At 58.7% G+C, this 13,415-nt stretch carries 13 protein-coding genes and 1 pseudogene; 7 read left to right on the forward strand and 7 right to left on the reverse strand.

Going from position 1 to position 13,415, the window contains the following annotated elements:
* Positions 1-37 precede the first annotated feature (37 nt).
* Positions 38-757: an SIMPL domain-containing protein gene (locus D6851_RS14300; RefSeq protein WP_120325582.1), complete on the forward strand. Its 720-nt coding sequence runs from the start codon at positions 38-40 to the stop codon at positions 755-757.
* A 142-nt stretch (positions 758-899) separates the two neighbouring features.
* Positions 900-4,070, forward strand: coding sequence for an autotransporter domain-containing protein (locus tag D6851_RS14305; RefSeq protein WP_120325583.1), 3,171 nt, complete (start codon positions 900-902; stop codon positions 4,068-4,070).
* A gap of 206 nt (positions 4,071-4,276) precedes the next feature.
* Here D6851_RS14305 and D6851_RS14310 read toward each other — a convergent pair whose 3' ends face one another.
* The 4 genes from D6851_RS14310 to D6851_RS14325 form a co-directional block, all read right to left on the reverse strand.
* Positions 4,277-5,089: a universal stress protein gene (locus tag D6851_RS14310; protein ID WP_183030114.1), complete on the reverse strand. Its 813-nt coding sequence runs from the start codon at positions 5,087-5,089 to the stop codon at positions 4,277-4,279.
* Between the two features lie 197 nt (positions 5,090-5,286).
* On the reverse strand, positions 5,287-5,721 hold the full coding sequence (locus D6851_RS14315; protein ID WP_147395492.1) for a hypothetical protein: 435 nt from the start codon (positions 5,719-5,721) through the stop codon (positions 5,287-5,289).
* Between the two features lie 71 nt (positions 5,722-5,792).
* Positions 5,793-6,362, reverse strand: coding sequence for a hypothetical protein (locus tag D6851_RS14320; protein WP_147395493.1), 570 nt, complete (start codon positions 6,360-6,362; stop codon positions 5,793-5,795).
* Entirely contained in the window at positions 6,355-7,401 is a 1,047-nt protein-coding gene (locus D6851_RS14325; protein ID WP_120325587.1) for a MotA/TolQ/ExbB proton channel family protein, read from the reverse strand. The genes D6851_RS14320 and D6851_RS14325 overlap by 8 nt, the downstream gene beginning before the upstream one ends.
* A gap of 317 nt (positions 7,402-7,718) precedes the next feature.
* On the opposite strand from D6851_RS14325, the gene D6851_RS14330 reads away from it, so the two are divergent.
* Together D6851_RS14330 and rimK are read left to right on the forward strand one after the other, a co-directional pair.
* Positions 7,719-8,192: an ATP-dependent zinc protease family protein gene (locus D6851_RS14330; protein ID WP_120325588.1), complete on the forward strand. Its 474-nt coding sequence runs from the start codon at positions 7,719-7,721 to the stop codon at positions 8,190-8,192.
* On the forward strand, positions 8,189-9,094 hold the full coding sequence (gene rimK, locus D6851_RS14335) for a 30S ribosomal protein S6--L-glutamate ligase (RefSeq protein WP_120325589.1): 906 nt from the start codon (positions 8,189-8,191) through the stop codon (positions 9,092-9,094). The genes D6851_RS14330 and rimK overlap by 4 nt, the downstream gene beginning before the upstream one ends.
* Before the next feature lie 94 nt (positions 9,095-9,188).
* Here the strand turns inward: rimK and D6851_RS14340 are convergent, their stop codons facing one another.
* Positions 9,189-9,425, reverse strand: coding sequence for a hypothetical protein (locus tag D6851_RS14340; protein WP_120325590.1), 237 nt, complete (start codon positions 9,423-9,425; stop codon positions 9,189-9,191).
* 162 nt (positions 9,426-9,587) lie between these two features.
* Between D6851_RS14340 and D6851_RS14345 the strand changes: the two genes are divergently transcribed.
* Positions 9,588-9,974, forward strand: coding sequence for an MbcA/ParS/Xre antitoxin family protein (locus D6851_RS14345; protein WP_120325591.1), 387 nt, complete (start codon positions 9,588-9,590; stop codon positions 9,972-9,974).
* Positions 9,974-10,666, forward strand: coding sequence for an RES family NAD+ phosphorylase (locus D6851_RS14350; protein ID WP_120325592.1), 693 nt, complete (start codon positions 9,974-9,976; stop codon positions 10,664-10,666). Before D6851_RS14345 ends, D6851_RS14350 begins: the two co-directional genes overlap by 1 nt.
* Positions 10,667-10,672: 6 nt before the next feature.
* Here D6851_RS14350 and D6851_RS14355 read toward each other — a convergent pair whose 3' ends face one another.
* The gene (locus D6851_RS14355; protein WP_120325593.1) at positions 10,673-12,166 is read right to left on the reverse strand and encodes a tryptophan halogenase family protein; all 1,494 of its coding nucleotides are present in this window, start codon (positions 12,164-12,166) and stop codon (positions 10,673-10,675) included.
* A 124-nt stretch (positions 12,167-12,290) separates the two neighbouring features.
* Positions 12,291-13,124 carry a TonB-dependent receptor domain-containing protein gene (locus tag D6851_RS14360; RefSeq protein WP_120325594.1) on the reverse strand — a complete coding sequence of 278 codons (834 nt, stop codon included), beginning with the start codon at positions 13,122-13,124 and terminating at the stop codon, positions 12,291-12,293.
* An 82-nt stretch (positions 13,125-13,206) separates the two neighbouring features.
* On the opposite strand from D6851_RS14360, the pseudogene D6851_RS14365 reads away from it, so the two are divergent.
* Positions 13,207-13,415, forward strand: a pseudogene (locus tag D6851_RS14365) (transposase); the annotation flags it as partial.

The raw sequence follows: 13,415 nt of genomic DNA on the forward strand, positions 1-13,415 counted from the left end.
CCGGGCTCAGTTATAAGGCATGAAAAGGGAGTGGAGCATGACGCGCGATATTTCGGATTCTCTTCGGTGGTACGGGCTGGCGGCAGCAGCGATTCTTGCTGTCGGTCTGATGGTGGGTGGTTATCTGCTCGGCAACGGTCTTGTCCGGGCGCGCCATGCCGACCGGTCGGTGACGGTGCGCGGGCTGGCCGAGCGCGACGTGACGGCCGATCTTGCCACCTGGACGCTGACCTATTCCGAACAGGGTACCAATTTGCAGCAGGTGCAGGCCAGTATCGACCGCGATACGGCCACGATCCGCAAATTCTTCAGCGATCTGGGCATTCCCGATGAAGCGCTGCAACCGGCAGGGGCAGGGGTGAACCAGTCTTTGCGCAACGGTGTGCAGACCGTCACCATCAATCAGCGGTTGCAATTGCGCACCACCGATATCGCCAAAGCGCGCAAGGCGGTGGCAAGCCAGTTCGATCTGGTCCGGCAGGGCGTGGTTCTGCAGGAAGGTTCGGGGATGGAATACAGCTTTACCAGGCTGAATGAAATCAAGCCGGAAATGGTTGCTGAAGCCACCCGCGATGCACGCGCCGCCGCCGAACAATTCGCCAAGGACAGCGATACGCAGGTAGGCGGTATCAAAAATGCCACGCAGGGTTATTTCTCCGTACAGCCGCGTGATGGCGACGGGGGCGGCTACGGTGTTGCCGACACGCCTTATAAAAAGGTCCGTGTGGTCACGACGGTGAATTTCTATCTCGACTGATCGCCGCGCTTGACGCCTATCATGTGTGTTTGAATCCGGTGCCGTGCTCCTTTTTTGGAGCACGGCATTATTTTTGCGATTTTTCCAAGGCTGATCGCATCTGCCTCCGTCCTCACAGACAAAGGATATGGAGGGAATTTTCATGCGTCACTATCTGCTTGCCACCTGTGCCATTGCCGCTTTGTCGCCTGCTCTGGCGGTTCCCGCCCTGGCGGAGACCGTTTCCGAAGATGTAACTGAAACCCTGCGGACCTCGACTATCAAGGATGGGGCACCCGATTTCATCACCATTGCCGAAGGTGCTTCGGTCACGCTCGAAGACGGGGTGGCCGTCTGGCAGGACAGCAATCACGATGTCACCAATGAGGGCACGATTGCAATCGAGGATGGCGATCCGGGCAGTACCGGCATTTCGTCCACAGCCGGGGCGCAGGGCACTATCGAGAATAGTGGCACCATCACGGTGGATGAAAGCTATGAAGGTGAAGACAGCGATAATGACGGCGATCTCGACGGGCCATTCGCTGTCGGGTCGAACCGCGCTGGTATCCGCACACTGGGCGCGCATGAAGGCGATATTCTCAATAGCGGCACTATCGCGGTAGAAGGAAAGGATTCCTTCGGGATCGTGCTGGGCGGTGCGCTGACCGGCGATCTGTCCAATACGGGTGATATCAGTGTAGTGGGTGATCGCAGCGTGGGCGTGCAGACAGGCGATATTACCGGCGATGTGACACTGGGTGGATCGATCGGCGCGCAGGGTGAAGACGCGATGGCGGTGCATCTGGGCGGCGATGTGACCGGCGCGGTGACTGTCACCGGCGATCTGGCTGTTACCGGCTACCGCAATACCAGCGCACCTTCGGATACGTCCAAGCTCGATGCCGACGATCTGTTGCAGGGCGGCCCGGCGCTGCTGATCGAAGGCGATGTGACCGGCGGGGTGCATATTGCCGGGGCTTCTGGCGAAGGCGAGGAAGCGAGCGAGGCGGCCAGCGTTATTTCCTATGGTGCGGCGCCCGGTGTACTGATCGGCGGCACTGAAGGGGCGCTCACGCTCGGCCCGGTGGCCGATAATGGTGATGCGTTCGGGCTGGTGGTGGACGGTACGGTCGAAGGGCGCGGGGTCTATGCCGGCGTTTCTGCCACCGGTCTGCAGATCGGTGGACGCGGCGGCGCGGTGACTGTCGCTAACGGGATGAGCGTTGGCGGTGGGATCGGCGCGAATTCGACCGATGCAGCCGCTACCGCGCTCCATATCGGTAATGGTGCGAGCGTGCCGGTGCTACGTGTATCGGGCGCGCTGGCGGCGGTGAGCGGGAATAGCGATACATCGCAGGCCACGGCGCTGCTGGTGAATGAAGGCGCTACCGTGACCACTATTCGTAACAGTGGCAGTATTTCGGCCGAGACCGGCGCCAAAGGCACTGCTCGGGCGATCCATGACAAAAGCGGGACGGTGGCGCTGATCGAAAATAGCGGCAGCATTGCAGCGAGCGGCGCCGGGGAAGGGCGCGCCATCGCCATCGATCTCTCCGCCAACGCCTCGGGCGCGACGATACGTCAGACCGAAGTGGCCGAAGATGTCGAGGCCCCTTCGATCACCGGCGATGTCCGTTTCGGCAGTGGCAACGATGTGTTCGAAGTGGCTGACGGCACGGTAACGGGCAATGTCGCTTTTGGCGCGGGGGATAACCAGCTTACGCTTTCAGGTGATGCCGAAATGGCGGGCGATGTCACTTTCGGTTCGGGTGCAGATGCAATGAGCCTTACCGGACAATCGGTCCATCATGGCACGGTCGATTTCGGCGGTGGCGCCGATACGCTGAATATCGGCGGCGACGCCGTTTTCACCGGCGGGCTGGCAAATGCAGGGTCGCTGGCGGTGAATGTCTCGGGCGGGCAGTTCAATATCCATACACCGTCTTCCATCGCTTCGCTCGATATGGGGGAGAATGCCACGCTCGGCGTGTTGCTCGATAAGGAGGAGGGTGCAGGCACTTTGCTCAATGTGTCGGGCAATGCCAGCTTTGCCGGAGGCGCGACGCTGGCGCTGCAACTGGCCGATGTAAGCGACGCCGAGGGCCGCTATACCGTGCTGCAGGCCGGATCGCTCGACGGACTGGACGGGCTCGAAACCGATACCGCTCTCATCCCCTTCCTGTTCAAAGCAAGCATTGCCGAGGATGCGGGGGCCAATCAGCTTGCCGTGGATATCGCCCGGCGCGATGCGCAGGAACTGGGCTTTAATCGCTCGCAGGCCACCGCTTACGATGCGATTTTTGCCGCTCTTGGCGAGGATGACGAAATCGGCGGGGTGTTCCTTGGCATTACCGATGGCGATCAGTTCCGCGACACGGTCAACCAGATGCTGCCCGATCATGCGGGCGGCGCTTTTCAGGGCATCAGTCTGGGCACGCGCGCTTTTATCAGGCAGCTCGCCGATCCGCATAATCCGACTTATGAGATGGGCGGGCTCGACATTATCGTCAGCGCCGCCGGATGGGATCTTAACAAGGATCAGGGCGAAACGGCGGCTTTCGACGAGGGCGGCCTCGGCTTCTCGCTGGCGGCGCAGAAGGATATCGGCTTCGGGAAACTGGGCCTGTCGGGCACCTGGCTGTGGAACGATTATACAAGCGGCGGTGACGATAATCGCATAACCTCCGATACGTATGAACTCGCTGCCTTCTGGCAGGGCCAGTGGGGCGGCATTGCGGCTTTCAGCCGCGCTTCGATCGGGACGGTCAATTTCGATGGCCGGCGCAATTTCCACGGAATGGATGGCAGCGACCAGATCGACCGTGAAGTTTCGCGCAACTGGGACGGCACGATGATGTCTTTCAGCGGCGGCGTGTCGGGTGAAGGCGGTGGCCGGATGTTCTTTTTCCGTCCGGCGCTGAGCTTCGATTATATCCGCCTCGAAGAAGACGGCTATAGCGAAACCGGTGGCGGCAAAGGCCTCAATCTCATTGTCGAGGACCGCACCAGTGACGAATTTGCTGTAAATGGCAGCATGACTGTGGGTGTCGATCTCAAGGGAACGACCAATCAGGCGACAGGCTGGTTCCGGCTCGAAACCGAGGGTGGCTGGCGTGAAATTGTCGGCGGATCGCTCGGCGCGACCACCGCTCATTTCGAAGATGGGGAGCGGTTTACGCTGGAGCCCGAGCAGGTCGACAGTGGCTGGTTCGCCCGTCTGCGCGCCGTTGGCGGCGCCAGCAATTACAGCTTTACGGGGTCTGTCGGCGCAGAGGACCGGCTCGACGATGTGGCCTTGACGCTGCGCGGATCGGCGCGGATGCGTTTCTGACCCGCGCAAAGCCATGGCGCTGTTGGATTTTCGCGACCGGCCAATGATCCCGTCGGTCGCGAAAATCGCCCTAGCAGCCGGCCGTGCCATGCGGGGAGCCGTGGTATGGCGACGGGCCGCCCGGTTCCCGGCCACTCCGCCCCCCCAAGCGAGGCCGGGAACCGGTTAGCCGGGCAGATTAGACGGAAAGAGCTGTTCCCTTCCGCTCAATGGCAGAGGAACAGCGGCACCTGGACGTTGCTGAGCATTTCCCTTGTCACCCCGCCGAATACGCGCTGGCGCAGGCGTGACTGGCCGAAAGCGCCCATCACGATCAGACCCGCACCCTTGCTCTGAGTAAATTCATTGAGATCGGTCGCCACCGATTTCGATGTGTCTTCGAGCTTCGTGACCTGACTGGCAATGCCATGATGCGACAGGAATGTCTGCGCGGCTTCGGCCGCAACATCGTAATCCGAACTGCCCGCTTCATGGCTGGTGACGATATCGACCGAAGCGGCTTTGGCAAGCAGCGGCACGGCGGCACGCAATGCGCGTGAACTTTCAGAGGTGCCTTTCCATGCCACGACAGCAGGTGCGGTGACATCGAAAGCGCTGCTGCTTTGCGGCACCACCATTACCGGCGTCTGCGTTTCGATGGCGAGTTCGCCCGGCAGCGAGGAATAGCCCGGTTCGCCGGTTTCCTCGTCACACGCGCCAAGCAGCACCAGATCGCTGAGACCTGCCTGCTGGAAGAGACGTGTGACGACCATGCCTTCCTGCTCCATCCAGTCCCATTCGACACCACTATCGGCGAGCTTGCCATTGAGCGTTTCATGCATCCGGGCGGCATTGCTGCGCTGTTCAGCGGCCATCTGGGCGATTAGCGTGCCATAGACGTCATTGGGCATGAAGAATTCGTAAGGCGTGGCATGCAGGCAGGTCAGATGCCCGTCAAAACTGCGCGCCAGATCGACGGCGACTTTCAGCCGCGCATCCAGACAGGAATCGTCATGCACATGAACTAGAAAGGAACGCATAGTGAGTCTCTCCTCTTCATTTTCAACAATCATACAGAACAGAACATGACAGGCGACGATTGACCAGACCCGATCAGAACTATCTCTGTAGAAGCGCGACAATGATAGAGATTTTGCAGCATTGTGTCTTTGCTATGGAGCAATTTACCTGCCGCAGCCTTCATTTCCGGTAATCGCTGATGGGAGAGAGGCTGCAATTACTTGTTTCGGCAGAACAATTCCGATTTGCGCAATTCCAGCTCGGCCTTTTCGCCTTCCTGCAGCACCGCGCTGACCTGCCCTTTCGGCGTGCCGAGGCCGACATTGGCCGGACCGTCTATCTCGCATAATACGCCTTCATTGATCGAATGGCAGGCATTTTGCAGCCGCTTATATTCGGCAGCATCGCTTTCATCCACCGGATGAATGGAAAAGGATACCATGGCCGAGCCGCCGAACAGCGTGGTCCACAGCCCGCCCAGCATATTGACTCGCCATTCGTCACCCGGCCCGGCTTGCGGCCCTGCCGAACTGGCCCGCGTCTGATCCATCGCCAGATCCGGCCCGATCCTTTCGCAAAAAGTATCCGAAGCGGCAAAGGCAGGCGCAGCGGTGAAGAGAAAGAGAGCGGCCATTGCAGAATAATGTTTCATGAAATTCTCAGCCTGCACGCGAAGGGGAAGAAGGTTTTCCGGGCAAAATGTGGCACCCCTCAGGGCCAGCTCTAATGGCCGCTGCCGACATTGATCCCGACCGTAAAATCGTTACCCAGCCCTTTTTTACCGGGTTTGTCATCTGACTTTTCGATTTTTGCGGAAGCCTGCTGAAGCTGCGCCAGATTCTTTTGCAGACGGGCTAGTTCCGTGCGTGAAGATGAGGCAGCCTGCTTATAGGCTTCGCGCTCATTTTCGGCGCGAGCGAGGTCGGATTGAGTATCCTGCAGATCTTTTCGGGTTTCGGCCAGGTTCTCCTGCGTTTCGGCCATACTGTCCCGGAGCTGTTCGACGAGCGCCTGCTGTGTGTTTCGTTCCTTCTGCCATGCCTCTTTTTCCGGTGAAGCCTCGGGCTGTTCGCGTAGAGGTTGGGCCTGAATTTCGGGTTCGGCTTCCGGTGGCTTGTCGTCCAGCGCAGCCAGATCGGTTGCGCGCGCCGAAGCGGGCATATGGCTGGATGTGGATTGCATCATTGCGAACATCGACAGGACGAAGATCAGCACCAGTAGCATACTGGCCAGCGCATCGACAAAACCCGGCCATAAATCGAGATCCATCTGTCTTGAGCGCGATCTAGCCATTGGCAATCGCCTCCCGCGCGGTCTGTCCCTTATTCTCTTCGATATGCTGTGCGGCGCGTTGCAGCGCTTCGGAGAGAATTTCGTCGGGCGGGCGATGCTGGCTGCTGGCAATCAGCGCTTCGATGGTTTCGAGCCGGGCCAGCGCTTCTTCCATCATCTTGCCCTGAAGCTGCTGGACGGATTCCGCCAGCCTGGTGAAATCCCGGGCAAAAGGCTCGAGCGACTGGGCTTGCGGGGCATCGGTCAGGCGTGCCGCTTGTGTGGCCAGCGCCCGCTCGATCGTATCGACCCGCGAAAGCGCGGCTTCGAGACGCGTGGCCAGAGCATCCTCCCCCGCAGGCTGCGATCCGTAACCGGCCGTGCGCAGCGATAGCCATTCTTCGAAATCCTCATGAAACCGGTTCTGGGCGTGGCCGACCTGCAAATTCAGGAAGCTGAGGATCAGTGAGGTCGAAAGCCCCAGAAGCGACGCGGAAAAGGCCATGCCCATACCCTGCATCGGCCCCTGCAATCCGGCGCGCATCCTGTCGAAGGCTTCGGCCGGGGGTAGTCCTTCCGAACCCACCGAATTGATGGCTTGTCCGACCGATCCGACTGTGTGAAGCAGACCCCAGAATGTGCCGAGAAGGCCCAGAAAGATCGCGAGCCCCATCATATAGCGCAGGCTTTCGCGCTGTTCGTCGAGCCGAGAGCTGAGCGAATCGAGCAAAGTGCGATCGGTCACCGGCGTTGGAGGATGGCGCAGCAGATTGGCTGTCGCGGCGAGCAGACGCGGTGGATGTTCGAACGGCCCGCTTTCGGGATGCTGCGCATTCACCCAGCGGCTGACCTGTGTGAGGCGCCAGGTCAGCAGCAGCGAATAGGTCAGGCCGAGAACCAGAATAGCCACAATAATGATATTGAGAACGAGATTATGGGTGATGATCGGGATCAGTCGCGGGCTGAGAAAGGCGAGCAACAGAAGTACGATAATTTCGAAACCGAGGACCCGGTGAAGATAGCGCTTCAGATTATCGACGCGAAATAAACTTTCTGTCACGATTGTCCCCCTCAAATTGCACTGACTGCGCAATTCGCTGCAACGCAGCGTAGTTTGATCGGTGCGGCACTCATTATTTATATGCGTTACAAAGCGTTATTCACTGCTAAAACATATAAATAACTAAGTAATACAATAATTTAATTTGTATTGTATTTCGAATCATTCGATTTGAAGAGAAGGCTATAGTTTTGCTGCACTGCAATCATGCCTATTGAGGCGAAGCGGCCTTCCGGAGGGACTGGCTGTTTTTGCGGAATATCGGGAGGGTCATTATCCTGCTTCCGCGAATCCGTTGCGGCGGTTAAAAGCGCAGCATGACACATAAACCCGGCGCGGGAATGACCCTTATTGGCTGGCGCGAATATGCCGGGCTTCCTGCTTTCGGGATCCGCCATCTGCCTGCCAAGATCGATACGGGCGCCCGCACCAGCTCGCTTCATGCTACCGATATTGCGCTGTTCCAGCGCGAGGGCGAGCCGTGGGTACGGTTTCGTCTGGAGGATGGGCAGGGGGAGGCATTTTGCGAAGCCCCGCATGTTGCCCGGCGGGTGATTACCAGCTCCAACGGGCAGACGCAGGAGCGGCTGATCGTGAAAACCGATCTGCAATTGGGGCCTGAGCGATTCCGGGCCGAATTCAGTCTGGCAGACCGGTCGGACATGCAGTTTCCGCTGCTGATCGGACGCACCGCCCTGCGCCGCCGTTTTCAGGTCGATCCGGGCCGCTCTTTTCTTCTTTCGGACCTCGCCATGGCGCAAGAGGATCCGTTTCAGAGTTCTGTATCATGAAAATCGCCATTCTGGCGCGCAATGCAAATCTGTATTCGCATCAGCGTCTGGCCGAAGCGGCGCGCGAGCGCGGCCATGAGGTCGATATTCTCAACACATTGCGGGTGACGCTCAACATCACTTCGCACCGACCAGAAGCCTATTATAATGGTGAGAAGCTGGAGCGTTACGATGCCGTGATTCCGCGGATCGGCGCTTCGATCACCTTTTACGGGCTCGCCGTTTTGCGACAATTCGAGATGATGGGGGTTTGGCCGCTCAACGAAAGCGTGGCTATCGGGCGCAGCCGTGACAAATTGCGCAGTATGCAGCTTCTTGCCAAAGCCGGACTGGGGCTGCCCGTTACCGCCTTTGCGCATGATCCCAAACAGACCGACGATGTGATCCGCATGGTCGGCGGTGCACCGGTGGTCATCAAACTGCTCGAAGGCACACAAGGGATCGGCGTGGTGCTGGGCGAAACCGAGAAGTCGGCCAAATCGGTGATCGAGGCTTTTCGCGGCGCGAATGTGAATATTCTGGTGCAGGAATTCATTAAGGAAGCGGGCGGCACTGATATCCGTGTGCTGGTGGTGGGCGGCAAGGTGATCGCTGCGATGAAACGCACAGGCGCGCCCGACGATTTCCGTTCCAACCTCCATCGCGGGGGCAGTGCCGAGCTGATCCGCATCACGCCCGAGGAAAGATCCACAGCGGTCCGCGCCGCGAAGCGGATGGGGCTCAATGTTTGCGGTGTGGATCTGCTGCGCAGCAATCACGGCCCGGTCATCATGGAAGTGAATAGCTCACCGGGTCTTGAAGGAATCGAAAAGGCCACCGGCAAGGATATTGCCGGGACCATTATCGACTTCATCGAAGCCAATGCCCGGCCCGGCAAGACGGCCACGCGCGGGCGGGGTTAGGGCCGGGGTTTAAAGATCGGGCCCGGAGCAGCAATGCGAAGAGACAGGGCCTGCGGCTATTACCTTCAGGCCCTGTCTCATTTGCTGAGTAGCCTTAACTTTCCGCCGGAGCCGGTGTTTCGGCGCTATCTTCGGGCAGGGCGTTCATATCCGTATCGTTATCGGTGGTTATATCGCCGGTCGTATCGTCCATCATCGGTGTGGCCATTGTGTCGCTCTCTTCTTCCGGATGGCTGACTGCGACGCTTTCCTTGGCCGCTTCTTCGGTGCGGTCGCAGGCGCTGAGGCTGGTGGCCAGAGCCGCCATGCCGATTATCCAGACAATTTTCATTACGTCACTCTCCTGTATCAGACAGTTCCTTCCCCTGATGTCAGTCTATCAAAAGCAAGCTGCTGACCAAGGACAAAATCAATCAGGAGAACCATGTATGAAAATCAGTCCTTATTGAAATATTGTGTAATATATATACATTGGGGGTAAAGGAGATAGTCGATGGCTTCTGTGCTTCCCTCATCCATGCCCAACCGCAAGGATCTGACCGGTCCGGCTCTGCGGACTTTCTTCAATATTGCCGATAAATGGGGTCTGAAGGAAGCCGAACAAATGCGTCTGCTCGGGCTCGATAACCGCTCCACTTTCCAGTCATGGAAAAGGGGCGCGGTTGCGGCCATTCCCAAGGATGCGCTGGAGAGGATTTCCTATGTGCTGGGTATTTACAAGGGGCTGCATATATTGCTGCCACGCAGCGCCGATGAATGGATACGCAAGCCCAATACTGCCGCACCGTTCGGCGGACGGCCTGCAATCGAACGTATGGCCAGCGGCAATGTCGCTGATCTCTATGTGGTGCGCCAATATGTGGATGCGCAGCGCGGCTGATGACTATTCCGCAAACGGACCTGCACTGGCACCCGTGTTATCGCATCATTCCCAGTCGTTTCCCTCCCATCGCCTTGTTCGAGGATGTGGCCGACCCTGAGGATCTCGAAGCGGTCTATGCGCTGGAGGCGCTGACCAATGACCGTCTGCGCGAAGAAGCGGGCAATCTGCGTCTCGTCCCGCCCGAAGACCGTGTGTCGGGCCCCGGCACATCCCCGGTCATGGCGGCCTTCACCCATCTCAATCCGCTGGGCGACCGGTTTACCGACGGGACTTACGGCGTGTTCTATGCCGGGCGCACGCTGGCAACGGCGATTGCCGAAACACGCTATCACCGGGCCTGCTTTCTGGCAGCTACCGCCGAACCTGCGCAGGATATCGATATGCGCGTCTATGCGGTGAACTGCACGGGGACGATGCACGATATTCGCGGGTGCCGGGCCGAGCGGCCGGAACTGTACCACCCAGAGGATTATGGCGCGTCGCAAAATTTCGCCGCCCGGCTACGCGATCAGGGAGCAGATGGGATCGTTTATGACAGCGTGCGTTTCGAAGCGGGCGAATGCGTGGCGGTCTTCCGTCCCCGCCTGCTCAGCCATTGCCGACAGGAGCGGCACTTATGCTATGTCTGGGACGGGAAGACGATCCGCGATGTTTACGAAAAGCGGATGCTGGACGAGCCCGGCGGGTAGCAAGGCTCAGAGCCGCTGATCCGCCGCGCAGGTCTTGTCGATGAAATAATCATGGCAGGGCATTTTACGCGCGGCCTGCGCCAGATAGGCCCGGCGCTGTTTCATAAGGTTCGTCAGCCTGTCTGGGGGTATCATATCGGCTCGCGGATCGTAGGCGCGGGGTAATACCCCTTGACCGATTAGCACCGACACCCAGCTCGGTTCCCGATGCGATTCCATATCATACAGTGCGATATGACCTGAAGCGCCCCACAAAGCGAGCTTGTGTTGGAGAGTGTCGGGCAAATCCATCGCCGCGACATGACGCCAGAACGGTTCGCTGCGGCATGACCGGCAGTAATGCGCTATAATGAAATCGCGTATCCGTTCATATTCCAATGTGGTGCGGCGATTATATTCGTCTGCCAGAGCCGGTTCGGGCTGTCTGCCGGGCAGCAATTCGATGATCCGCGCGGCGCCGGTCTGGATCAGTTGCAGGGCCGTAGACTCCAGCGGTTCGAGAAAACCCGCCGCAAGGCCGATGGCAATTACATTCCCTTCCCAGAAGCGTTCCCGCCGGCCGGGTGTAAAACGCAGCATCCGCGGTTCACCCAATGCTTCACCCTCCAGCCCGTCGAACAACCGGGCCGTGGCTTCGTCATCGGACAGGAAGCTGCTTGCATAGACATGCCCGTTACCGGTGCGATTTTGCAGCGGGATGCGCCATTGCCACCCGGCTGTGCGCGCTGTGGAACGGGTGAAGGGTGTCAGCCGTCCTGCCCGCGCACTCGATATGGTCGCGGCCCGGTCGCAGGGCAACCAGTGGCTCCAGTCCCGAAAGCCCACATTCATGGCCCGCTCCAGTAAGAGCGATGCGAAACCGGTGCAGTCAATGAAGATATCGCCTGTGATCCGCTGTCCGTCCGCCAGATCGAGATGGGTGACGAAGCCGGTCTCCGAATGCCGGGCTGCGTGAAGGATGCGCCCTTCTACCCGTTTGACGCCGTGTTTTTCGGCTATTTTGCGAAGATAGGCGGCATACAGGGTCGCATCGAAATGATAGGCATGGCGAAATTCAGCCGCCTCGCCCTGCATGGCTTCGTGCGGTGCAAAACGATCCTGTGAAGCGGCGGCCCAGGGCATTGACCAGTCGTCGAGCGGCGGGATGGTGTTATCCTGCCGGTGGAGGCGCAACCAGTGATGATGCGGAGAGAGTGCGGCAATCGGTTCTCCGTAATCGCCAAAGCCATGGAAATGGCGCCGGCCGGTTTCGCCCCAGTCGACAAATTCGATCCCGAGTTTGAATGTCCCGTTAGTGGCGGCTACGAAATCGGGTTCATGAATATCCAGCAGCCGGTTGAGCTCGCCAATGACCGGCACGGTCGCTTCGCCTACGCCGATGATGCCGATATCCTCGGATTCGATCAGCGTGATCCGAGTGGAAGGGGCGGAGAGGTAGCGTGAAAGAACAGCCGCAGTGATCCAACCGGCTGCGCCGCCTCCGGCAATAACATAATGCATAGGCTGTCTCCCCTCCCATAATCCTCCAATCTGTAACGCTCCGATTACGGTTGCAGGTCAGTCGGGGTGGTAAAAGGCCATTCCCGGTTCGGGAGGGAACCGGGAATGGCAGGGAGGAATGGGTTCAGAACCGTGTGCGGACCACGAAAGCCACCCGGCGGTCGGTTGATGTCCAGCTGTAACGCGGCTTCAAATCGGGGTCGCCGACCTGCAGATAGGTCTTGGAGGCCAGCAGATTGGTGCCTTGCACACCGACCTTGAGATGATCGTTGACCTGCAGGAGGATGGAGGCATCGAGCTGCCCGTAATCTTCCGACCAGACTGGGTAATTGATGTTGGCCGCTGAGGTGGTGAGCAGATAGCTGGAGCGCCAGTTATAAGCTACACGTGCTGAAACACCGTATTTTTCGTAAATACCGGCGACATTATAGGAATATTTGGACATCCCTTCGAGCGGCAGATCCAGTCCCGCATTTTCGGTCTGGTTGGGATCGAACACATTGACTGCCGTATTCTTGCCGCCTGACGAATCCACCAGGGTGAAATTGCCGGTAAAACCGAGCCCGCTCAGCGCGCCCGGCAGAAAGTCGAAGAACTGTGTATAGGCCAGTTCGAAACCTTTGATTTTGCCCTTGGAACCGTTGGTTTGCCGGGTCATGGCGAAAGTGACGGTTTCACCATTGCTGGTATAGCTCTCTTCGCTGATGCCGGAGAAGATATAGTCTTTCAGCTCTTTGTAGAACAGGCCCAGTGTCAGGCTGTTCGCACGGCCGAAATAATACTCCATACTGGCATCGAACTGCTTGGCCTTGGTGGGCTTGAGATTGGGATTGCCCGAAGAACCGGTAAAGGCCGTGACCGCCCCGTTCACACCCGTGCCGTTTGGCTGGCCATTCTCGTCGAAAGAGAAGTTCAACGATGTATAGGGGTTAAGCTGGGCAAAGCTTGGCCGGACCATGGCTTTAGGCTCAGGACCTATTAAATTGCTTGCGTGGGGTATGATTGGTTGATTCAATGGTAGTGTCGAGGAGGCGCTGCCGATGGATGTACCGTTTTTGTTGAGCCGTGCGCAGCTGCGCCGGATTGAGCCGTTTTTCCCGCTGTCGCATGGTATCCCGAGGGCGATGATCGGCGGATCGTGTCGGGGATCGTCTACGTCATCAAGCATGGGCTGATGTGGCGCGATGCGCCCAAGGGTTATGGTCCGCATAAGACGATCTACAACCGGTTCGTTCGCTGGAGCCGCCTT

Origin of the sequence: Altericroceibacterium spongiae, from assembly GCF_003610805.1 — a bacterium.
GTDB classification, from domain to species: domain Bacteria; phylum Pseudomonadota; class Alphaproteobacteria; order Sphingomonadales; family Sphingomonadaceae; genus Altericroceibacterium; species Altericroceibacterium spongiae.